A 21,495-nucleotide genomic window follows, 5' to 3' on the forward strand; every position below is an offset into this window, starting at 1 on the left:
CACCTGATGCGCACCCGCCGGATCGGCGACGTCGAGGTCAGTGCGATCGGACTCGGCGGCATGCCGCTGTCCGTCGAAGGCCGCCCGGACCGCGAACGCGCGCTGGCCACGGTCCGCGCCGCCGTGGAGGCGGGCGTGACCCTGATCGACACCGCGGACGCCTACTCGCTCGACGACACCGACTTCGGTCACAACGAGGAGCTGATCGCCGAGGCCCTGCGCGGGCTCGGGTCGGCGGCCGACGGCGTGCTCGTGGCGACGAAGGGCGGCCACACCAGGGTCGCGGGCGGCGGCTGGGCGCTCAACGGCAGCCCCGAGTACCTGCGGTCGGCCTGCGACGCGTCGCTCAAGCGGCTCGGCGTCGAGGCGATCGACCTCTACCAGTTCCACCGCCCGGACCCGACCGTCCCGCTCACCGACTCGTTCGGCGCGCTGGCGGAGCTGCTGGACGCGGGCAAGGTCAAGCAGGCGGGCATCTCGAACTTCAACCCCGACGAGATCCGGCTCGCGAACGAGGTCCTCGGCGGCAGGCTCGTCTCCGTGCAGAACCAGTTCTCCCCGTCGTTCCGGTCGAGCGAACCCGAGCTGGAGCTGTGCGCCGAGATGGGCATCGCCTTCCTGCCGTGGAGCCCGCTCGGCGGCATCGGCAAGGCCGGCGAACTGGGCGAGCGGAACTCGGCGTTCGCCGAGATCGCCGAGGCGCACGGCGCCAGCCCGCAGCAGGTGTGCCTCGCCTGGATGCTGGCCAAGGCCCCGGTCGTCATCCCGATCCCCGGCTCGTCGCGGCCGGAGAGCATCCGCAACTCGGCCGGGGCCACCCACGTTGAGTTGACCGCCGACGAGCTCGCACGCCTGGACTAGTCGGAGGCCGTCCCCGAACGTGCCCTTCGACTGGTCCACTCGGGTGATCACCGGGTGCGGTTCGCCCGATCCGGACGGATGATCTAGGCCTAACGGCTCAACGATCTACGACCGAATGGGGGCGTCCCGTGGTCGACCGACCCCGCTTCCGCGCCTGGACCACCCGGCTCGGCGTCATCACGCTCGCGGCGAGCGCGCTCGTCGCGACGCCCGTGTCGAGCACCACCGCGGCACCGCTGCCGGAAGGGTCCGCCGAGCACCACGCGGGCTCGCAGATCGCCAAGCACGAGGGCACGACCAGGACCGCCCGGTCCCTCGCACCGTTCGGCGAGGTACCGGGCATGGACGTGAGCAGCCACCAGGGCGACGTCGACTGGGAGCGGTCGTGGGCGGACGGCGCCCGCTTCGCCTACGTGAAGGCGACCGAGGGCACCGGGTACCGCAACCCGAAGTTCGCCCAGCAGTACATCGGCTCCTACGAGGTCGGGATGGTCCGCGGCGCGTACCACTTCGCGCTGCCGGACCGCTCCGGCGGAGCCGAGCAGGCCGACTTCTTCGCCGACAACGGCGGTGCCTGGTCGGCGGACGGCAAGACGCTGCCCGGCGCGATGGACATGGAGTACAACCCGTACGGCGACGCCTGCTACGGGCTGGACCAGGCCGAGATGACCCGGTGGGTGCTGGACTTCAGCAACCGGATGCTCGCGCGCACGCAGCGGTACCCGACGATCTACACCTCCGCGAGCTGGTGGAACAGGTGCGTCGGCGGCACCGTCCACTTCGGCCGGACGAACCCGCTGTGGGTCGCGCACTACGCCGAGGTCCTCGGCCCGCTGCCCGTGGGCTGGGACCACGAGACCATCTGGCAGTGGGACGCGGCCGGGCTGTTCCCCGGCGACCAGAACCTCTTCAACGGCGACCACGACCAGCTGGTCCGCCTGGCGCTGGGCTGAGCGCGGCCGTGAGGCAGGTGGAGAGCGCCGTGTCCGGCGTCGACGTGAGCGCGCAGGAGCCGACCGAGGCCGACTGGACGGCCCTCTGGCAGCAGGGGAAGAGGTTCGCCTACGTGCTGGCGACCGAGGGAGTGGACCGGGTGAACCCCGGTTTCGGCGGCCAGTACGCCGAGTCGTTCGACGCCGGCCTGATCCGCGGCGCCTACCACTTCGCGCTGCCGGACCGGTCGAGCGGCGCGGACCAGGCGGAGTTCTTCGTGGACAAGGGCGGGGCGTGGACGAACGACGGCATGACCCTGCCCGGCGCGCTGAACCTGGAGTTCAACCCGTACGGCAAGGCCTGCTACGGGTTGTCCAGGGCCGCGCTGTCGGACTGGGTGCTGGACTTCGGCGACACCTACCACGAGTGGACCGGCCGCTACCCGGTCGTCTACACGTCGACGACCTGGTGGAGCCAGTGCGCGGGCGCCGAGGCGGGCCCGGTGAACCCGCTGCGGGTGGACAAGCACTCGGCGACGCCGGGGGCGCTGCCCCGCGGCCGGGGCGTCTACCCGCTGTGGCTCCGACCGTCACCGTCCGTGGAGCGGCACCCGCGGGACAGGCTGCTCGCGCTCGTCGGCGAGTGAGGCGCCTGGTCCTTCCGGTGACCCGTTCACCGGAGGCGGGGCAAGCGGTTCGCGTACGTCAAGGCCACCGAGGGCACGGGTTACCGCAACCCGTGCTTCGCCCAGCAGTACAACGGCCCGTACGACGTCGGCATGATCCGCGGCACCTACCACTTCGCGCTGCCGGACCGGTCGAGCGGCCAGGCGCAGGCGGAGTTCTTCCTCGCCAACGGCGGCGGCTGGTCGAGGGACGGCCGAACCCTGCCGGGTGCGCTGGACGTGGAGCACAACCCCTACGGCGGCACCTGCCACGGCCTGTCGAGGGCCGCCATGACGTCCTGGGTGCTCGCCTTCAGCGACGCCTACCACGCGCGGACCGGCGTCCACCCGGTCATCCACACGTCCACGAGCTGGTGGGACCAGTGCGTCAACGCCAGCTTCAAGACCACGAACCCGCTGTGGGTGGCCGGGTACGCCTCGACACCCGGCGCGCTCCCGTTCGACCGGGACTTCCACACGTTCTGGCAGTACTCGTCGACGCCTGTTGACCAGAACCTGTTCAACGGCGGCTACGACCGCCTCCAGGCGCTGGCCAACGGCTGACCCCGAGGTGGTGGGGAGACCACCACGGCCTCCCCACCACCACCGGTGCTAGTCGAACAGCGCGGGGAGGGTGCCCTCCCAGGCCGCGCGGAGCTCGCCGAGCGGGAGCTGGCCGAGGTCCTGGATCTCCAGGGACTCCGACTCCGGGTCGACGACGCCGACCTTGCGCCACGGCAGCTGGCGCGCGGTGCACATGTCGGTGAACCGCAGCTCCTCGCTGCGCGGCACGGCCACGAGCACGCGGCCGGCGGACTCGCTGAACAGCTGCGTGAACGCGTCCTGGTCACCGTCCAGGAACACCCGCGCGCCGGTCTCGCCGATCAGGCAGGCCTCGACCAGCGCCTGGGCCAGACCGCCGTCGGACAGGTCGTGCGCGGCGGACACCATGCCGTCGCGCGACCCCGCCAGCAGCACCTCGCCGAGCAGGCGTTCCCGTGCGAGGTCGACCTTCGGCGGCGTGCCGCCCAGGTGGCCGTGCACGACGTGGGCCCACTCGGAGCCGCCGAACTCGTCGCGGGTGTCGCCCAGCAGCAGCAGGGTCTCGCCCGCCTCGGCGCCGATGCCGGTCGGGATGCGGCGACGCACGTCGTCGATCACGCCCAGCACGCCGATGACCGGCGTCGGCAGGATCGCCGTGCTGCCGGTCTGGTTGTAGAAGCTGACGTTGCCGCCGGTCACCGGGATGCCCAGCTCGCGGCAGCCGTCGGCGATGCCCTTGACGGCCTGCTCGAACTGCCACATGACGGCCGGGTCCTCGGGCGAGCCGAAGTTCAGGCAGTCCGACACCGCGATGGGCGTCGCGCCGCTGACCGACACGTTGCGGTAGGCCTCTGCCAGCGCGAGCTGCGCGCCTGCGTACGGGTCGAGCTTGGTGAAGCGGCCGTTGCAGTCGGTGGCCAGCGCGATGCCGCGGTTGGTCTCCTCGTCGATGCGGATCATGCCCGCGTCCGACGGCTGCGCCAGGACCGTGCCGCCGCGCACGTAGCGGTCGTACTGCTGGGTGACCCAGCGGCGCGACGCGAGGTTCGGCGAGGCGGCCATCGTGACGATGGTCTTCAGGATGTCGGCGGCCTCGGTCGGCCTGGCCAGCGACTCGGGGCCGTTGGCCACGAGCGCGTCCTGGTCGGCCGGGCGCTCGATGGGCCGGTGGTAGACCGGGCCCTCGTGCGCCACGGTGCGCGGCGGCACGTCCACGACGACCTCGTCGTTCCACGTGATCACCAGGCGGTCGCCCTCGGTGACCTCGCCGATCTCGGAGGCGATGACGTCCCACTTCGCGCAGACGGCCATGAACGCGTCGACGTTCTCCGGCGCGACGACCGCGCACATGCGTTCCTGCGACTCGCTCGACAGGATCTCGGCCGGGGTCATGCCCGTCGCCCGCAGCGGGACCCGCTCCAGGTAGACGTGCATGCCGCCGTCACCGGCGCTGGCCAGCTCCGAGGTCGCGCAGGACAGGCCCGCGCCGCCGAGGTCCTGGATGCCGACGACGATGCCCTGCCCGAACAGCTCAAGGCAGCACTCGATCAGCACCTTCTCGGTGAACGGGTCGCCGACCTGCACCGCGGGCAGCTTCTTGCGCTTGCCGCTGCCGTCGTCGCCCGCGAACGTGTCGCTCGCGAGGACGGACACGCCGCCGATGCCGTCCAGCCCGGTGCGAGCACCGAACAGGATGATCTTGTTGCCCGCGCCGGACGCGTGCGCCAGGTGCAGGTCCTCGACCCGCAGCACACCGACGCACAGGGCGTTGACCAGCGGGTTGCCCGCGTACGACTCGTCGAACACGACCTCGCCGCCGATGTTCGGCAGGCCGAGGCAGTTGCCGTAGCCGCCGACGCCCGCGACGACGCCGGGCAGCACCCGGCGCGTGTCGGGGGCGTCCGCCTTGCCGAAGCGCAGCGAGTCCATGACGGCCAGCGGCCGGGCGCCCATCGCGATGATGTCGCGCACGATGCCGCCGACGCCCGTCGCCGCGCCCTGGTACGGCTCGACGTAGGACGGGTGGTTGTGCGACTCGACCTTGAACGTGATGGCCCAGCCGTCGCCGATGTCGACGACGCCCGCGTTCTCACCGATGCCCGCGAGCATCTTGGCGCGCATCTCGTCGGTCAGCGACTCGCTGAAGTGCCGGAAGTGCACCTTCGACGACTTGTAGGAGCAGTGCTCGCTCCACATGATCGAGTACATCGCCAGTTCCGCGTCCGTCGGCCTGCGGCCGAGGATCTCGCGGATGCGGGCGTACTCGTCGTCCTTGAGACCCAGCTCCCGGAACGGCTGCTCCTGGTCCGGCGTGGTCTCCGCGTGCTTGACGGTGTCGGTCGTCATGCGTTCACCACCGCATCCATCAGGGACAGGAACATGCCCAGTCCGTCGTCCGTCGGGCCGGTCAGCGCGTCGATCGCGTGCTCCGGGTGCGGCATGAGGCCGACGACCCGGCCGTTGGCGCTGGTGATGCCCGCGATGTTGCCGCGCGACCCGTTGGGGTTGTCGCCGACGTAGCGGAACACCACGCGGCCCTCACCCTCCAGTTCGTCCACGGTGGACCGGGTGGCCTGGTAGCCGCCCTCGCCCGACTTGAGGGGCACCAGGATCTCGGCGCCCACCTCGTAGCGGCTGGACCAGGCGGTGGTGTTGTTCTCCACCTTCAGCCACTGGTCCTTGCACACGAAGTGCAGACCGGAGTTCCGGACCAGCGCGCCCGGCAGGAGACCCGCCTCGCACAGGATCTGGAACCCGTTGCAGATGCCCAGGACCGGCATCCCCTTGCCCGCGGCCTCGACCACGGACTGCATGACCGGCGCGAACCGGGCGATGGCGCCGCAGCGCAGGTAGTCGCCGTAGGAGAACCCACCCGGCACGATCACCGCGTCGACACCCTTGAGGTCCGGGTCACCGTGCCACAGCGGCACGGCCTCCGCCTCGGCGTACCGCGCCGCACGAGCGGCGTCCACGTCGTCCAGCGTGCCGGGGAACGTGATCACCCCAACGCGAACGCTCATGCGTCGACCCGCCGAACCACCCAGTCCTCGATGACCGGGTTCGCGAGGAAGGTTTCGGCGATCTTCTCGAGCGTGGCGTCGTCGACCGAGTCGTCGACCTCCAGCTCGAAGTGCTTGCCCTGGCGGACACTGGTGATTCCCTCGAACCCGAGCCGGGGCAGCGCATTGGCCACCGCCTGACCTTGCGGGTCGAGAATCTCGGGCTTCGGCATGACGTCGACAACGACACGAGCCACAGCAGGCTGCTCCCTGTTACAGAGGGCGGGGGATACCGCACAGCCTACCTGACCTGCACGTTCACCCCGGCCACGGGTGCGCTGGGCCACATCCGCAGGTCATCACACGTTCGGGTTACACAGCTTGATCGGCGGAGACGGGGATGCATATTTGAGGAGCCGAGGCCAGTAGGCCGAGGAAGTAGGCGCGGTTCCCAGCCGGACGGCTGGCAGCCGCGCTTTGCGCTGTCAGGACCAGGTGTCGAGATCAACCACCCTGGCCACCAAGGGCGTGACCCGCCTCCTCCACCCACCTCCCGCGCCGTAGCACCACGCGACGACGTCGGCGATCCACAGCATCTGCTCCTGACCGCTCACCACGTGCTCGTGGACGACGGGTTCCTTCGCCTCCTTGCCCAGGACCGCCCGGATGGTCCGCTTGTCGTGCCGGTCGCGCTCGCGACGGGTGTCCAGGACCATCCTGGCCACGCCCAAGGCGGTCAGGTCGACCACCACGGCGACCAAGCACTCCTGCCGAGCGCGCTCCTCCCCGGTCGCGCAGGTGCGCTGGTAGACGTGCACCAGCGCACCAGACACGACCAGGCGCGACAGGACGATCTTGCGGCGGTCGTTCTTCTCGTTGTGGAAGTGGACCTCCTTCTGCCCCGGCAGCAGCAGGCTCCTGAGCAGCTTGCGCGGCCTGGCCGGGTCTCCGGCACGAGCGGCAGTCCGAGCGTTGTGACCAGTCGTCCGCAGGTCTGCGGTTTCGTTGCCCTCTTCGCAAGTTTCTCGAAGATCACTTAACGCCATCGGACGATCACTTTGGTGCAAATCGCCAGGTGGTGCCGTTCGCCCTCTGCGAGACCGGTGGCGGAACCACGATCGGGTCGTCAGTGTTACGGGTATGCGAATCCTGGTGCTGGGTGGAACCGTCTTCCTCAGCAAGGCGGTGGCGACGGAGGCCGTGCGTCGCAACCACGAGGTTGTGTGCGCGGCACGTGGTGCTTCCGGGTCCGTGCCCGAGGGTGCGGACCTTGTTGTTGTCGACCGGGATCAGCCGGGGGCCCTGGAGGTTCTGCGGGGCGAGCAGTTCGACGCCGTCGTCGACGTCGCGAAGATGTCGGTGAACTGGGTGCGGGAGGCGCTGCACGTCCTGGCGGGGAGCACGGGCCACTGGACGTTCGTGTCGAGCTGTTCGGTGTACCGCGACCACTCGTCCGCCGGTCAGACGGTGCAGTCGCCGACGCTGCCGCCGCTGGAGGACGACCCGACCGCGCCGTTCGACGCGAACCGGTACGGGTCGGTGAAGGTGGCGAGCGAGCACGCCGTCCTGGACCAGCTGGAGGACCGGGCGTTCATCCTGCGGGCCGGGTTGATCACCGGGCCCGGTGACCCGAGCGACCGGTTCGGGTACTGGCCCGCGCGGATGTCGAAGGGCGGGCAGGTCGCGGTGCCGGACTCGCCGGACCAGGCCGCGTCGCACGTCGACGTGCGCGACCTGGCGGCGTGGATCGTGGACGCGGCGGAGAACCGGCTGGTGGGGACGTTCGACGGCACCGGGCCGTCGGAGCCGCTGAGCTTCTTCCTCGGTGAGATCGCCGGGGCCGTGGCGCCCCCCGGCACGCAGCTGGTGCGGGTCCCGCTGGAGGTGCTGGACCGGTTGAAGATCGCGCCGTGGGCCGGTCCCCGGTCGCTGCCGCTGTGGCTGACCGAGTCGCACCTGGCGATGATGTTCCGCGACGCCCGTCCCGCGATGGCCGCCGGTCTGCGGGTGCGGCCCGTCGGCGAGACGGCGAAGGACGCGCTCGCGTACGAGCACGAGCTGGGGATCGACCGGGTGCGGCGGGCGGGCCTGACCGCGGACGAGGAGTACGAGCTGCTGTCAGCCCTCTGACCACGAGGTTCGGCGCGGAGGAGAGCCCTCCGCGCCGAACCCGGTCAGGAGATCCAGTCCGCGAACGACCGGCCGGAGATCCGCTCGTACGCCTCGACGTAGCTGGCGCGGGTGGTCTCGACGACCTCGTCCGGCAGCGCGGGCGGCGGCGTGTCGGACGCGCGGTCCCAGCCGGAGGCGGGCGAGGTGAGCCAGTCGCGGACCTGCTGCTTGTCGAACGACGGCTGCACGCGGCCCGGCTGGTAGACGTCGGCGGGCCAGTAGCGCGACGAGTCCGGGGTCAGGACCTCGTCGCCGAGGACGAGCCGTCCGTCGCGGTCGTGGCCGAACTCGAACTTCGTGTCGGCCAGGATGATCCCGCGCTTGCGGGCGAAGTCGCGGCCCTCGCGGTACACGGCCAGCGTGGTCTCGCGGAGCTGGTCGGCCAGTTCGGCGCCCACCTCGGCGCTCACGGCCTCGAAGCTCACGTTCTCGTCGTGCGACCCCAGCTCGGCCTTCGTGGCGGGCGTGAAGATCGGCTCCGCCAGCTCGGCCGCCTCGACCAGGCCGGGCGGCAGCTCCACGCCGCACACGGCGCCGGTTGCCCGGTAGTCCGACAGGCCGGAACCGGTCAGGTAGCCGCGCGCCACGCACTCGACCTGCACCATCTCCAGGCGCTTGACCAGCAGTGCCCGGCCGCGGACCTCGGCCGGGATGCGCGGGTCGTCGTAGGCGACGAGGTGGTTCGGAACCACGTCGGCGAGCTGCTCGAACCAGAACACGCTCATCGCGGTGAGCACCCGGCCCTTGTCCGGGATCTCGCTGGAGAGCACGTGGTCGTAGGCGGAGATGTGGTCGGTCGCGACGAGCAGCAGCAGCTCGTCGTCCACGGCGTACAGCCTGCGGACCTTGCCTACGGCGACCTGCGGGTAATCGGCGAGCTTGGGCACGCGGGCCAGCGTACTTCGCGCCCGGACCCCGACCGCTCGGCGGACGGTGGTGTCAATCACGCAGGCCAGCCCCGGTACGGCCAAGTTGTTCAGACCATTTCTTTGCCCGATGGAAAGCATCCGCGCAGGTCACAGGCAGATTTCGGATTTCCCAGATGGCGGGTCGACCTCCAAAAGAGCCTCGTGGACGGCTAGATTCCCGACATGCGCGCACCCGCCCTGCTCCTCGCAGCCCTGCTGCTGTCCGCCTGCGCCCCGGTGGACGAGAACACCGGACCCACCGGGCCCACGGCCGTCGACGGCGTCCCCTGCACCAAGGACAACCTGACGACGTTGACCAAGGGCAGGTTCACGTTCGGCACCGACCAGCCGGTCTACCCGCCGTGGTACCAGGACGACGACCCGACCAACGGCAAGGGCTTCGAGTCGGCCGTCGCCTACGCCGTCGCCCAGCAGCTCGGCTACGCGAAGGAGGACGTGGCGTGGGTGAGGGTGCCGTTCAACGCGGCCATCCAGCCCGGCGCCAAGACCTACGACGCGAACCTGACCGAGTTCTCGATCACCGACGAGCGCAAGCAGGCGGTGGACTTCTCGGCGCCGTACTACACCGTCGCGCAGGCCGTCGTCTCGCTGAAGACCTCGCCGGTGGCCGGTGCCAAGACGCTGGCCGACGTGCGGAAGGCCAAGATCGGCGCCCAGGTCGGCACGACGAGCTTCACCGCCGCGAAGCGGCTGGCCGCCGAGCAGGACATCGCCGTCTACAACACGAACGACGACGCCAAGGCCGCGTTGACCGCCGGTCAGGTCGAGGCGATCGTGGTGGACCTGCCGACGGCGTTCTTCATCACCAGCTCGGAGTTGCAGGACACCACGATCGTCGGCCAGATCCCGGCCGGTGACGGCAAGCCGGAGATGTTCGGCATCGTGCTCGACAAGGGCAGCAAGCTGACCGGCTGCGTGTCCACGGCCGTGGAGGCGCTGCGGTCGCAGGGCAGGCTCGCCGAGATCGAGAAGCAGTGGCTGACCACCGAGGGCAAGGCGCCCGAACTCAAGTGATGAGCGACCTCCAGCGGGAACGCTCGGCGTACAAGCGTTCCCGCGCTCGTCGCTCCACCGCGGTCGCCCTGCTGTCCACCGCGGTCTTCGCGGCCGTCGTCTGGTTCTCGGTGCGCGGCGCACCGGGTTGGCCCAGGGTGCGGCAGTCGTTCTTCAGCCTGGACACGGCGTGGCGCACCCTGCCCGCGGTCCTCGACGGGCTGTGGCTCAACGTCCGGGTGCTCGTCGCCGCCGAGGCCGTGATCCTGGTGCTGGCGCTGGGGATCGCCGCGCTGCGGACGTTGCGCGGCCCGGTCTGGTTCCCGGTGCGGGCGTTCGCGACCGGGTACGTCGACCTGTTCCGCGGACTGCCGCTGATCATCTGCCTGTACCTGGTCGGCTTCGGCCTGCCGGGGCTGCGGCTGTCCGGTGTCCCGAACGACCCGGTGCTGCTCGGCGGCATCGCCCTCGTGCTCGTCTACTCCGCCTACGTGGCCGAGGTCTTCCGCGCGGGCATCGAGTCGATCCACCCGTCGCAGCTGGCCGCCGCCCGCTCGCTCGGGCTGAACCACCGCAGGACCATGCGGCTCGTCGTGCTCCCGCAGGCGGTCCGCCGCGTGCTGCCCGCGCTGCTGAACGACTTCGTGGCGCTCCAGAAGGACTGCGGCCTCATCTCGGTGCTCGGCGCGGTCGACGCCGTGCGGGCCGCGCAGATCGAGTCGTCCACGTCGTACAACTTCACTCCGTACGTCGTGGCGGGGCTGCTGTTCGTGCTGCTCTCCGTGCCGTCCGGGCGGCTGGCGGACTGGGTGTCGCGGCGCGCCGCGCGCAGGCAGGGGGCGTGATGTCGGGGACCGATCCGGTGCTGGGTGTGCGCGGACTGGTGAAGCGGTACGGCGCCACGACGGTGCTCGACGGCATCGACCTCGACGTGCACGAGCACGAGGTCGTGGTGCTGATCGGGTCGTCGGGCTCCGGCAAGTCGACCCTGCTGCGCTGCGCCAACCTGCTGGAGGAGCTGGACGACGGGCAGGTGCTGCTCGACGGCGTGGACGTGTCCGACCCGCGCGTGGACGCCGACGTGGCGCGGCGGGCGATGGGGATCGTCTTCCAGGCGTTCAACCTGTTCCCGCACATGTCCGTGCTCGACAACGTGACGCTCGCGCCGCGCGTGGTGCACGGCGTGCCGCGGTCGGTGGCCGACGACCGGGCCCGTGAACTGCTGGACCGGGTGGGCCTGGCGGACAGGGCGGGCTCGTACCCGGACCGGCTGTCCGGCGGCCAGCAGCAGCGGGTGGCCATCGCGCGGGCGCTGGCCTACGACCCGCGGCTGCTGCTGTTCGACGAGATCACCAGCGCCCTCGACCCGGAACTGGTCGGCGAAGTGCTCGCGCTCGTGCGGGAACTCGCAGGTCAGGGCCGCACGATCCTGATGGCCACGCACGAGATGGGGTTCGCGAAGCAGGTCGCCGACCGCATCTGCTTCCTGGACGGCGGCAGGCTCCTGGAGTCCGGTCCGCCGGAGCAGGTGCTGGGAGACCCGACCCACGAGCGGACGCGGCGGTTCCTCAGCCGAATCATCGACGCGGGCCGCCTGTAGCCCGATCGGGGGTTCAGGTCTCGGCCGTCCGCACCTATGGTGCACCTCGTGCTTTCCCCGAAGAAGGCCTGCGGAACAGCGATCACCGGTCTCGCGCTGGTGCTCGTCGCGACCGCGTGCGGCGCCCCCGACGCCGCCCCCAGACCGTCCCCGAGCATCCCGACCATCTCGCCCGCCCCCACGTCGGCGCAGGCCAGCTCCCCACCGGTGCCGTCGAACGACGTCATCGCGGTGCAGCCGCCCGTCGCCCCGGAGCCCGCTCCGGTCGAGGTGGAGCCCACCACCGAGGCACCACCGCCCGCTCCGCCGCCCCCGGCCGAGCCGCCGCCACCGCCTCCACCACCGCCGGAGGAGCCCGCTGACCCCGAGCCGCCGGAGGAGGGGCTGGTCGTGATGCAGGGCACGGCGTGCCCGGTGGAGGGCGCGATAGCCGTGAACCGCAGGCTCAAGCCGATGGTGTGCACGGCGGGCAGCGGCGACAGGCTCCGCTGGCAGCCGCTGTAGCCGACCCCGCGGCGGGCCTCACGCCCCCTGGCCCGGCGCTCCGGCGTCGTCGAGGGCGGCGAGCTTGCCGTTCACGCGCTCCTCCTCGTCGTCGCACTGCTGCGCCCGGTAGACCGCGAGCGCGTCGAGCAGCAGGGCTCGGGCGTCGGCGCGCTGCCCCAGTGCGAGGTGGAGGTCGCCGAGGAACTCGACGGTGCCCGCCTCGGCGTAGGTGTTGTCGAGGTCGCGGTAGACGGCGAGCGCCCGGTGGTAGTGCTCCAGCGCCTCGCGGTGCTGTCCGGCGTGGTGGGCGATGTAGCCGAGGGACTTCAGCGTGGCCGCCTCGCCCTCGGGGTTGTGGATGCGGCGGTGCAGGGCGAGCGCGGCGGCGCAGTGCTCCCGCGCCCGGTCGAGTTCGCCCAGCACAGCGGTGTACATGCCCGCCTGGTTGAGCGCGTTCGCCTCCCACACGGGGTGGTCGGCGCCCCGGTGCAGGTGCAGCGCCCTGGTGGCGTGGTCCACCGCCCGGCGGAAGTCCCCCCGCTGCTCCCACGCGCTCGCGAGCAGCCGGTGGGTGTGGGCCCGGCCGGTGCGGTCGTCGTGCCGTTCGGCCAGGTCGAGTGCGGCGTGCAGGTGCTCGACGGCCTGGTCGTGCCGACCGACGACCAGGCTGGTGGCGCCGAAGAACCTGTTGGCCACCGCGTGGACCACGGGGTCGGGGTCGTGTTCGGCCGCCGCGAGCCCGGCTCGCCAGGCGGCCACGTCGTCGTGGTGGTGGCCCCGGCGCGAGCGGAACGGGGTCAGCGTCCACGCCAGCTGCCACACGACCTCGTGCCAGCCCCGGTCGACGACCTCGCGGTGGACGGCCAGCAGGCACGCCTGTTCGGTGTCGAACCAGGCCAACGCGGCCCGGCGGTCGGCGGGCGGGTCCGGTGGGCGGGTCGGTGGGGCGAACCGGACCGGGATGCGGTGCGGGTCCAGGAGTTCCGCGCCCGCGCGTGCCGTGTGGAGGTAGTGGTCGACGATCCTGCGCAGCGCGGCCGTCCGGGTGTCCGGTGGCAGCTCGGCGGCGACGTCCGCGCCGTACCCGCGGATCAGGTCGTGCATCGAGTAGCGGCCGTGGGCTTCGCGCCGGAGCAGCGACGCCTCCTCCAGGTCGGTGAGCAGCTTCCTGGTCGTCGGCACGGGCAGGTCGGCGAGGTGGGCCGCGGCGGCCAGGCCGATGTCCGGGCCGGGAGCGGTGGCCAGCAGCTCGAACAACCCGCGCTGGTCGGCGCCCAGCGCCCGGTGCGACCACGACAGGACGGCGCGCGAGCTGGCGGCGGGATCGTCGTCGTCCAGCGCGCCGAGCCCCTGCTGGCGCAGTTCGGCGGCGAACTCGGCGAGCGGGACGCGTGGACGGGGGATCGCGCGACCCGCGATGATCGCGAGCGCCAGCGGGTACCCCCCGCAGAGCCGGGCCAGCTCCGCCGCGGCCCCCGGTTCGGTCGCCACGCGCGCGGGGCCCAGCCGGTGCGCCATGAGGCCGCGGGCCTCGTCGTCGCCGAGGACGTCCAGCGGCAGGTGGTGGGCGCTGTGCCGGGTGATCAGCGTGGTCAGGGTTCGGCGGCTGGTCACGACGACCGTGCACGTCGACCCGCCGGGCAGCAGCGGCACGACCTGGTCGGCGTCGGCCGCGTTGTCCAGCACCACCAGCATCCGCCGCCCGGCCACGAGGCTGCGGTAGAGCGCCGCCTGCGCGTCCAGGTCGACGGGGACGCGGCCGGGGTCGACGCCCAGCGCGTCGAGGAAGCCGCGCACCGCGACCGCGGGCCGCACCGGGTCACCGTCCGGGCTGAACCCGCGCAGGTCCACGAACAGCTGGCCGTCCGGGAACCGCTCCAGGCGTTCGTGCGCCCAGCGCAACGCCAACCACGTCTTGCCGATCCCGCCCGCGCCGCCGATCGCCGAGATCACCGCGAACGACGCGTCGTCGAGCGCGGCCAGCTCGCGGACCCGGCCCGCGAAGGGCCCCGGCGCCGCGGGGAGCTGGCGCGGCACCACCGGGGCGGGCCGGGCGGGGCGGTGGACGTGGACGACGCCCGCCTGCACCACCGACTGCGCCGTCGACGAGATCACCCTGTTGCGGATCATGGCACTTCAGAATCCACCGGCGGCGGCGTCCCGCACACCGTTCGCCGGTGGATTTCACCCGTCAGCTTGAACAGGAGCCCACTCGGTGACGTCGACCGGGTCACCGACCGACACCGTGCCGCGGCGGAGGACCTTCGCCTTCATGCCGAAGGTGACGCCGCCCTGGGCGCGGCGGTAGCCCGCGAGGGTCTTGGTCGGCTCGTGGCCCGCCTTCAGGCCCGTCTCCTGGTCCACGGTCGGCACGACGCAGCGCACGCAGATCCGCGAGTAGCCGAACGACGCCGTGCCGATCGACACCCGGCGGACGAGGTCCTCGGTGTGCGGTTCGGGCCAGCCGCTCACGACCACGTTGGGGCGGAAGCGGTTCATCGGCACGGGGTCCGCGCCGGTCCGGACGATCCGCTCGTTGAGGCCGTCCAGGGAGGACAGCGACGTCACCAGCAGCGCGTGGGCGTCCGCGAAGCCGACCCGGCCCTCGTCGTCCAGCTGCCGGTCGAGGTCGGGCGGCACGCGCACCAGCCTGCACGGACGGCCCAGGGCGAGCGTGAACCACTCGGCCGCCTCGTCGCCCTGGTCCACGCCCTCGCCGGTCCACCAGTGCACGGTGACCTCGCGCCGGTCGCCGTCGGGGCGGGTCTTGTGCTCGTAGTCCTCCAGGCCCGGCGCGGTCACGAGCAGGCCCCCGTCGACCACGGTCGGGCGGATGACGGCCATCGCGGGCAGCTTGCGCTGGCTGATGAAGTGGCCGTCCGCGGCGTCCACCAGCATGAAGTCGCGGTCGTGGAGCAGGCCGGTCTCGACGACCGCGCTCGTGGTGAGCGCGGTCGCCGTGCAGCCCTTGATCGGGTGGACGAAGAGGCCGTGGACGACCGGGGTCACAGGATGGGCTCCGGGACGTAGCCCGCCGCGGTCGGGAACTTCGTGAGCACGTTCTCGACCTGGCCGACGACGGACTCGACCTGCTGGGCGGCCACACCGGTGAACGACAGCCGGTCGGCCAGCAGCGCGTCGAGCTGGGCGCGGTCCAGCGGCAGGCGCTCGTCGGCGGCGAGGCGGTCGAGGAGGTCGTTCTCGGCGCCCTGCTCCCGCATCGCGAGCGCGACGGCGACCGCGTTCTCCTTGATCACCTCGTGGGCCGTCTCCCGGCCCACACCGGCGCGGATGGCGCCCATCAGCACCTTGGTGGTGGCGAGGAACGGCAGGTAGCGGTCCAGTTCCCGGGCCACGACGGCCGGGTACGCGCCGAACTCGTCCAGCACGGTCAGCAGCGTCTCCAGCAGGCCGTCCAGCGCGAAGAACGCGTCGGGCAGGGCCACCCGGCGGACGACCGAGCACGACACGTCGCCCTCGTTCCACTGGTCACCGGCCAGCTCGCCGACCATGGACAGGTAGCCGCGGAGGATCACGGCGAAGCCGTTCACGCGCTCGCACGAGCGGGTGTTCATCTTGTGCGGCATCGCGCTGGAGCCGACCTGGCCGGGCCTGAAGCCCTCGGTGACCAGCTCGTGCCCGGCCATCAGGCGGATGGTCTTCGCCAGCGACGACGGGCCCGCAGCGAGCTGCACGAGGCTGGAGACGACGTCGAAGTCGAGCGAGCGCGGGTACACCTGGCCGACGCTGGTCAGTACCTTCTCGAAGCCGAGGTGGCCCGCGACCGTGCGCTCCAGCTCCACGAGCTTCGCCGGGTCGCCGCCGAGCAGGTCGAGCATGTCCTGGGCGGTGCCGACCGGCCCCTTGATCCCGCGCAGCGGGTAGCGGGCGATCAGCTCGTCGAGCCTGGTGAACGCCACCAGCACCTCGTCGGCGGTGGTCGCGAAGCGCTTGCCGAGCGTCGTGGCCTGGGCGGCCACGTTGTGCGACCGGCCCGCGATGACCAGGTCGGTGTACTCGGTGGCCAGCCGCGCCAGGCGCGCGAGCACGGCGGCGGTGCGGCCGCGGACGTGCTCCAGCGACCGCAGGACCTGGAGCTGCTCGACGTTCTCGGTCAGGTCGCGGGAGGTCATGCCCTTGTGGACGTGCTCGTGGCCCGCGAGGGCGTTGAACTCCTCGATGCGCGCCTTCACGTCGTGGCGGGTGATCCGCTCGCGGGCGGCGATCGAGGCCAGGTCGACCTGGTCGACGACCCTTTCGTAGTCGGCGACGGCCCCCTCCGGGACCTCGATGCCGAGTGACGCCTGTGCCCGCAGCACGGCGAGCCAGAGCCTGCGCTCCAGCACGATCTTGTGCTCGGCGGACCACAGGGTCACCAGCTCGGTGGAGGCGTAGCGGCCTGCGAGGACGTTCGAGATCCGGGGCTTGCTCACGGGACGAGCCTAGTCAACGCGGGAGGGCGATCATCTCGTTGGTGGCCAGGTCGACCAACTGGTCGAAGGTGAGCGGGATCCCGGTGTTGGCGTAGACGGTCGAGTTCACGAAGTTCGCCCTGGACTCCATCCCCACCACCGAACCGTCCTTGCGGTAGTGGTAGATGGACCGGTAGCCCGAGTAGAAGCCGTTGCTCGTGGTCTTGTCGGCGGCGAACTCCACCGCGACCACCATCGAGCCGTCGGACCTCCTGGTCGCGTTGCACGTGGTGTTGGCGTCCTGGCGGATCGCGCAGAACTCGTCCGGCGGCGGCCCCCACGCGCTCACGCCCGCGATGGTGGTGCCCAGCTGCGCGGGGCCGCCGGGACCGACGTAGGAGACCGACCCGTACAGCACGTCGGCCGCCGAGTTGTCCCGCTCGTAGCCCGTCCCCTGGTAGGTCGGGCTCCACACGCCGATGCTGCTGGGATCAGCGCCCTGGCGCTGGAGGGCGGGGCTGATGACGTTGACCCACATGTTCTCCAGGTACGGCTGGTCCTGCTCGTACGTGTGGTTCCTGCGGGGCTCGTCGTTGGGCGGCCACGGGAAGTTCGCCGTCGAGGGGCCGGGGGTGGCGGTCGTGGACACGCTGGTGGCCGACTCCACCCTGGTGCGCCCCGAGGTCAGGACGGCGGGCAGCGTGGCGACCGCGGCGATGATCAGCGCGGTGGCGACGCCGACGCTCATCAGCGCACGCCTGCGCTTCGTGAGCTGCTCGGCGCGGGCCATGAACGAGTCGGGGTCGAAGTCCAGCGGGGGTTCGTCCCACACGGCTTGCTGCATGGAATCCCGCAAGTCCTGTTCACTCACGACGCCACCTCCGTCTCCATGGCCGAGCCGTTGTTCTCCAAAGCGTCGACGGCCGCCCGCAACGCCACGAGCCCTCTCGCCGTCTGGCTCTTCACCGTTCCCTCGGTGCACCCCATCACCGCCGCGACGTCCGTGACGGACAGATCCTCGAAATAGCGCAGGACGAGCACCGCCCGTTGCCGCGGCGGGACTTTGATCAAGGCTTTCTGGATCAGGTCCCGTGCCCACAGCCGACCGCTGACCAGGTCCGGGTCCGCGTTCGAATCGGCCGTCTCCGGCAGTTCGCCGTCACGCTGCTCCGCACGCCGCCACGGTCTCCGCTTCTCGTCCAGCCAGGTGCGCAGGAGGATCTTGCGGGCGTAGGCGCCCGCGTGGTCCTGCTGCTGGACGCGGTGCCACGCCTGGTAGAGCTTCATCAGGCTCTGCTGCATCAGGTCTTCCGCGGTGTGCCAGTCGCCGCAGAACAGGTACGCGGTGCGGCGCAGGGACGCGGCATGGGTCACCGCGAATTCACGAAAGCCCGGTTCTTCGGCCTTGCGCATGCATACCCCTTCCGCGCACTCACCCCCTACCACGCGCGGTGCGCGAGCGGGGTTGCACGAAAGCTCAGGCGGTTCTCGCGAGCGCCGCGGCGAGCTTGCGGCGCGCGGCGGCCCTCGGGTCCGGGCTGACCTCCACCAGCGCGTTCACCACGGTGCCGTCGACGATCGCGATCAGGTCCTCGACGTGCTCGGGGGTGATCTTCTTGCCCGCCTTGGTGAAGATCGCCAGCAGCAGGGAGCGCAGCTCGACGGTCAGCTCGCGCATCAGGGGGCGCAGGAACGGGCGGCGGCCGGTGGCGACCAGCCGCTCGTAGCGCAGCACGACGGCCTCGACGTCCTCGGCGGGCCCGAGCAGCAGGTCGAGCACCAGTTCGGTGAAGGCGTCGCCGCCGCACTCCTCCGGGTCGAGCTCGGCGAGCCTGGCCTTGCCGTACGCCAGCTCGGCGCGGCCGTGCCGGTCGAGGGCGACGGTGATCAGCTCGTCCAGCGAGTCGAAGTAGTACGTGGTCGAGGCGAGCGGCAGGCCCGCGCGCTCCGCGACCGCGCGGTGCCGGACCGCGTCGAACCCGCCGTCGACCAGAAGGCCGATCGCGGCCTCGACGAGCGCCTGGCGGCGGCGCTCGCCCTTGGGGGTTGCAGCGGTCATGGGGGCTGATTGTCCCACGTCAGTGTCCACCGCCCGCGAGGTTGAGGCCGATCACACCACCGACGATGAGGGTGAGCGACACCAGCTTGAGCGTGGACACGCCGTCACCGAGCCAGACCATGCCGATCACGGCCGTGAGGGCCGCGCCGATGCCGGTCCACACCGCGTAGGCGGTGCCGACCGGGAGCTGCTTCAACGCCCAGGCGAGACCGCCGACGCTGATGACGAACGTCACGGCGAAGACCAGCGAGGGCACCAGCCTGGTGAAGCCCTCGGACTGCTTGAGCGAGATGGCCCACCCGGCCTCGAACAGGCCTGCGACCACCAGGACGAACCACGCCACGACGACACCTCCAGAAATGTGGCACTATCGTACCAAATTTCTGGGACACTCGTGCCAGATTGCCCTGGGTCAGAACCTCCCGCGCAGGTTCGCCGCGATCCCGTCGACCCGGTCCGCGAACTTCGGCGACTCGCTGACCACGTACAACGTGGCGTCGCTCAGCGTCGGCTCCGAGGTCAGCGCCGCGCCGGGAGGGGCGACCAGCGCCGCGCCGCCGGGCACCACGACGGCGAGGACCCGCCCGCCGTCCACGTCGAACGCCGCCGACCTGGACCCGGACGGGCACGCCAGGCCCGCGGGGGACGCCTGGTCCGGAGCGACCGAGAGCTCGCCAGCGAGGGCGTTGGCGAGCTCCCGGTCGACCGTGCCGCACCCGCTGGGGGTGCCGTCAGCCGGAGGGCTGACGTTCCCCGAAGGCTCTGCTCCCTGCGTGGAAGAGCTTTCGGGGACGTTCTGGGTGAGCGGTCCGTCGCGCTGCACGGAGGCCTGCGCCGAACCGAGGTCGTAGGGAGCCGCGGGCTTCTCGGCGGCCTCGCCCGACCCCGCGTCGGCGACCGCACCGGTGACGCTGTTCGACGACCGGTCGACGAACAGCCCGGCACCGAGGGCGGCGCCGCCGAACACCAGCACCGCGGCCAGGGTGGAGCCGAGCGCGACGGCCGACCGCCGCCGCACGGCCGCCCGGTGGGACGCCGCCCGCACGTCACCCGCGTCGAAGGACGCCGGTGGCGCGTTCCGCACCGCGTCGTTGAAGAGCTCGGCGAGCTTGTTCTCGTCCACCTAGAGCCACCTCCTCGGCGCGGTCATGAAGCCGGTCGCAAGTCGTCGATCGCGTCGCCGAGGGCTTCGCGCAGTGCCGCCAGCCCGCGTGCGGTCTGGCTCTTCACGGTGCCCTCCGAGCATCCCAGCGCCTCGGCGGCAGCCGCCACGTCCAATCCCTCCAGGAACCTCAGCACGAGCACCGCCCGCTGCCGGGGAGGGACCCGCCGCAAGCCCTGGACCAGCGCTTCCCGCGTCGCCACGGACTCGCCGACCTCGCCGTCGCCCGCGGGCACCTCGGGGAGCCGGTCCACGAAGCGCTCCCTCCGCCACGGCCGCCGGGACTCGTCGATCACCGCGCGCACCACGGACCGGCGGACGTAGGCGTCCAGGGCCTGCTTGTCCCGGATCTTGCGCCACCTGCGGTGCAGCGCGACGAACGCCGTCTGCGCGAAGTCGTCCGCCCGGTGCCAGTCACCACAGAGCAGGAACGCCGTTCGGCGCACGGCCTCCCGGCGAGCTGCGAAGTACTCCGCGAACTCCTGCTCGTCGTGCTGGTCCACGCGGACTCTCTCCGCTCGTCGTGCTTGCGAGTAAGGGACGGAACTGACGGGGCCAACGGTTGCACGACCCCCTCGGGAGACGTGCGTCACCCCTACCGTCCTACTGCCGATCGCGTTCGGTGTGCGGCCGCCCGGTGTGATGTGATCCATTCGTGACCCAGATCGCACCGATCGACCTCCGCTCCGACACCGTGACCCAACCGGACGAGGCCATGCGGCTCGCCATGTCGGTGGCCGAGGTGGCCGACGACGTGATCGACCACGACCCGACCATGCGGGCGCTGGAGGAACGCGTCGCCGACCTGCTGGGGGTGGACGCGGCGCTGTGGGTGCCCTCCGGGTCGATGGGCAACCTGATCGCGCTGATGATCCACCTGAACCGGGGCGACCGGTTCCTCGCGCCGGTGGGCGCCCACGTGCTGGACGCCGAACTGGGCACCGCGGCCTGGCTGGCCGGCGGGATGCCGGAGGCGCTGGCGTGGGACGCGGCGCCGGGCCGGGCCTCGGCCGACGCGGTCCGGGCCGCCGCGGGCGTGGAGGGTCCGTACTACAACCTCCGCACGACGGTGCTGTGCCTGGAGAACACGCACAACTACGCGGGCGGCACGGTCACCCAGCCCGACGAGCACGCGCTGCTCGTGTCCGTGGCCAGGGAGACGGGGCTGCGCGTGCACCTCGACGGCGCCCGGCTGTGGAACGCCGCCGTGGCGCTCGGCGTCCCGCCCGCCGCGCTGACGGTGGGCGTGGACAGCGTCCAGGTGTGCCTGAGCAAGGGTCTGGGCGCGCCGGTCGGCTCCGTGGTCGCGGGCTCGCCGACGTTCGTCGCGGAAGCCAGGCGGATCCGCAAGATGCTCGGCGGCGGCGTGCGGCAGGGCGGCGTCCTCGCGGCGGCGGGCCTGGTCGGCCTCGACCGCATCGACGACCTCGCGCAGGACCACGCCAACGCGAGGGTGCTCGCCGAGGGCCTGGTCGAGCTGGGGTGGACCGTGCCGATGCCGGAGACGAACATCGTGCTGGCGGAGGTGCCGGACCTGGAGGTGACCATCGTCGGGCTCCGGCACCTCGGCGTCTACGCGGGTCCGATGGCGGGGAAGCTGCGGTTCGTGACCCACCGCGACGTCACCGAGGCTGATATCAAGGAAACGTTGCGCCGGATCTCGTCCGCGAGTTGAGGGAGCG

Annotated in this window: 23 protein-coding genes and 1 pseudogene; 10 read left to right on the top strand and 14 right to left on the bottom strand. The window is 71.7% G+C overall.

Going from position 1 to position 21,495, the window contains the following annotated elements:
- Positions 1 to 6: 6 nt before the first annotated feature.
- From VFZ92_RS17650 to VFZ92_RS17665, 4 genes and pseudogenes are all read left to right on the top strand, one after another.
- Entirely contained in the window at positions 7 to 861 is an 855-nt protein-coding gene (locus VFZ92_RS17650; RefSeq protein WP_330877033.1) for an aldo/keto reductase, read from the top strand.
- Between the two features lie 128 nt (positions 862 to 989).
- Positions 990 to 1,814 carry a lysozyme gene (locus tag VFZ92_RS17655; RefSeq protein ID WP_330877034.1) on the top strand — a complete coding sequence of 275 codons (825 nt, stop codon included), beginning with the start codon at positions 990 to 992 and terminating at the stop codon, positions 1,812 to 1,814.
- An 8-nt stretch (positions 1,815 to 1,822) separates the two neighbouring features.
- Positions 1,823 to 2,440: a GH25 family lysozyme gene (locus VFZ92_RS17660; protein ID WP_330877035.1), complete on the top strand. Its 618-nt coding sequence runs from the start codon at positions 1,823 to 1,825 to the stop codon at positions 2,438 to 2,440.
- Positions 2,441 to 2,476: 36 nt separating this feature from the next.
- A pseudogene (locus VFZ92_RS17665) lies at positions 2,477 to 3,022 on the top strand (GH25 family lysozyme); the annotation flags it as partial.
- Positions 3,023 to 3,070: 48 nt separating this feature from the next.
- Here VFZ92_RS17665 and purL read toward each other — a convergent pair.
- From purL to VFZ92_RS17685, 4 genes are all read right to left on the bottom strand, one after another.
- Complete coding sequence (gene purL, locus VFZ92_RS17670) at positions 3,071 to 5,347, bottom strand: phosphoribosylformylglycinamidine synthase subunit PurL (protein WP_330877036.1); 2,277 nt, start codon at positions 5,345 to 5,347, stop codon at positions 3,071 to 3,073.
- Positions 5,344 to 6,021, bottom strand: a complete 678-nt coding sequence (gene purQ, locus VFZ92_RS17675; RefSeq protein ID WP_330877037.1) for a phosphoribosylformylglycinamidine synthase subunit PurQ — start codon at positions 6,019 to 6,021, stop codon at positions 5,344 to 5,346. Before purQ ends, purL begins: the two co-directional genes overlap by 4 nt.
- Positions 6,018 to 6,257, bottom strand: coding sequence for a phosphoribosylformylglycinamidine synthase subunit PurS (purS, locus tag VFZ92_RS17680; protein WP_330877038.1), 240 nt, complete (start codon positions 6,255 to 6,257; stop codon positions 6,018 to 6,020). The genes purQ and purS overlap by 4 nt, the downstream gene beginning before the upstream one ends.
- Before the next feature lie 228 nt (positions 6,258 to 6,485).
- A complete protein-coding gene (locus tag VFZ92_RS17685; RefSeq protein WP_330877039.1) occupies positions 6,486 to 7,046 on the bottom strand; it encodes a hypothetical protein in 561 nt (186 codons plus the stop codon).
- Positions 7,047 to 7,140: 94 nt separating this feature from the next.
- On the opposite strand from VFZ92_RS17685, the gene VFZ92_RS17690 reads away from it, so the two are divergent.
- Positions 7,141 to 8,130, top strand: a complete 990-nt coding sequence (locus VFZ92_RS17690) for an NAD-dependent epimerase/dehydratase family protein (RefSeq protein WP_330877040.1) — start codon at positions 7,141 to 7,143, stop codon at positions 8,128 to 8,130.
- Positions 8,131 to 8,174: 44 nt separating this feature from the next.
- Here VFZ92_RS17690 and VFZ92_RS17695 read toward each other — a convergent pair whose 3' ends face one another.
- Positions 8,175 to 9,059 (bottom strand): phosphoribosylaminoimidazolesuccinocarboxamide synthase, encoded by an 885-nt coding sequence (locus tag VFZ92_RS17695; RefSeq protein ID WP_330877041.1) that lies wholly within the window; start codon positions 9,057 to 9,059, stop codon positions 8,175 to 8,177.
- A gap of 204 nt (positions 9,060 to 9,263) precedes the next feature.
- Here VFZ92_RS17695 and VFZ92_RS17700 point away from each other — a divergent pair, with 204 nt between their 5' ends.
- From VFZ92_RS17700 to VFZ92_RS17715, 4 genes are read left to right on the top strand one after another with little or no spacing between them, the layout of a single operon-like run.
- Positions 9,264 to 10,115, top strand: coding sequence for an ABC transporter substrate-binding protein (locus VFZ92_RS17700; protein ID WP_330877042.1), 852 nt, complete (start codon positions 9,264 to 9,266; stop codon positions 10,113 to 10,115).
- On the top strand, positions 10,115 to 10,939 hold the full coding sequence (locus VFZ92_RS17705) for an amino acid ABC transporter permease (protein ID WP_330877043.1): 825 nt from the start codon (positions 10,115 to 10,117) through the stop codon (positions 10,937 to 10,939). The genes VFZ92_RS17700 and VFZ92_RS17705 overlap by 1 nt, the downstream gene beginning before the upstream one ends.
- On the top strand, positions 10,939 to 11,694 hold the full coding sequence (locus VFZ92_RS17710; RefSeq protein WP_330877044.1) for an amino acid ABC transporter ATP-binding protein: 756 nt from the start codon (positions 10,939 to 10,941) through the stop codon (positions 11,692 to 11,694). Before VFZ92_RS17705 ends, VFZ92_RS17710 begins: the two co-directional genes overlap by 1 nt.
- A 48-nt stretch (positions 11,695 to 11,742) precedes the next feature.
- On the top strand, positions 11,743 to 12,198 hold the full coding sequence (locus VFZ92_RS17715) for a hypothetical protein (RefSeq protein WP_330877045.1): 456 nt from the start codon (positions 11,743 to 11,745) through the stop codon (positions 12,196 to 12,198).
- Positions 12,199 to 12,216: 18 nt separating this feature from the next.
- On the opposite strand, the gene VFZ92_RS17720 is transcribed toward VFZ92_RS17715, so the two are convergent.
- From VFZ92_RS17720 to VFZ92_RS17760, 9 genes are all read right to left on the bottom strand, one after another.
- The gene (locus VFZ92_RS17720; RefSeq protein ID WP_330877046.1) at positions 12,217 to 14,310 is read right to left on the bottom strand and encodes an ATP-binding protein; all 2,094 of its coding nucleotides are present in this window, start codon (positions 14,308 to 14,310) and stop codon (positions 12,217 to 12,219) included.
- Positions 14,311 to 14,364: 54 nt separating this feature from the next.
- Positions 14,365 to 15,189, bottom strand: a complete 825-nt coding sequence (locus tag VFZ92_RS17725; protein WP_330877047.1) for an MOSC domain-containing protein — start codon at positions 15,187 to 15,189, stop codon at positions 14,365 to 14,367.
- Positions 15,186 to 16,613 carry an adenylosuccinate lyase gene (gene purB / locus VFZ92_RS17730; RefSeq protein ID WP_330877048.1) on the bottom strand — a complete coding sequence of 476 codons (1,428 nt, stop codon included), beginning with the start codon at positions 16,611 to 16,613 and terminating at the stop codon, positions 15,186 to 15,188. The genes VFZ92_RS17725 and purB overlap by 4 nt, the downstream gene beginning before the upstream one ends.
- Before the next feature lie 13 nt (positions 16,614 to 16,626).
- The gene (locus tag VFZ92_RS17735) at positions 16,627 to 17,463 is read right to left on the bottom strand and encodes a hypothetical protein (RefSeq protein ID WP_330877049.1); all 837 of its coding nucleotides are present in this window, start codon (positions 17,461 to 17,463) and stop codon (positions 16,627 to 16,629) included.
- Positions 17,460 to 18,005, bottom strand: a complete 546-nt coding sequence (locus VFZ92_RS17740) for a SigE family RNA polymerase sigma factor (protein WP_330877050.1) — start codon at positions 18,003 to 18,005, stop codon at positions 17,460 to 17,462. Before VFZ92_RS17740 ends, VFZ92_RS17735 begins: the two co-directional genes overlap by 4 nt.
- A 64-nt stretch (positions 18,006 to 18,069) precedes the next feature.
- Positions 18,070 to 18,651, bottom strand: coding sequence for a TetR/AcrR family transcriptional regulator (locus VFZ92_RS17745; protein WP_330877051.1), 582 nt, complete (start codon positions 18,649 to 18,651; stop codon positions 18,070 to 18,072).
- A gap of 19 nt (positions 18,652 to 18,670) precedes the next feature.
- Complete coding sequence (locus VFZ92_RS17750) at positions 18,671 to 18,994, bottom strand: multidrug efflux SMR transporter (RefSeq protein ID WP_330877052.1); 324 nt, start codon at positions 18,992 to 18,994, stop codon at positions 18,671 to 18,673.
- A gap of 69 nt (positions 18,995 to 19,063) precedes the next feature.
- On the bottom strand, positions 19,064 to 19,774 hold the full coding sequence (locus tag VFZ92_RS17755; RefSeq protein WP_330877053.1) for a hypothetical protein: 711 nt from the start codon (positions 19,772 to 19,774) through the stop codon (positions 19,064 to 19,066).
- A gap of 23 nt (positions 19,775 to 19,797) precedes the next feature.
- Positions 19,798 to 20,316 (bottom strand): SigE family RNA polymerase sigma factor, encoded by a 519-nt coding sequence (locus VFZ92_RS17760; RefSeq protein WP_330877054.1) that lies wholly within the window; start codon positions 20,314 to 20,316, stop codon positions 19,798 to 19,800.
- Positions 20,317 to 20,468: 152 nt separating this feature from the next.
- Between VFZ92_RS17760 and VFZ92_RS17765 the strand changes: the two genes are divergently transcribed.
- Positions 20,469 to 21,488, top strand: coding sequence for a GntG family PLP-dependent aldolase (locus VFZ92_RS17765; RefSeq protein ID WP_330877055.1), 1,020 nt, complete (start codon positions 20,469 to 20,471; stop codon positions 21,486 to 21,488).
- The last annotated feature ends 7 nt before the right edge of the window (positions 21,489 to 21,495 follow it).

This window comes from Umezawaea sp., from assembly GCF_036375055.1.
Taxonomy (GTDB): Bacteria; Actinomycetota; Actinomycetes; order Mycobacteriales; family Pseudonocardiaceae; genus Umezawaea.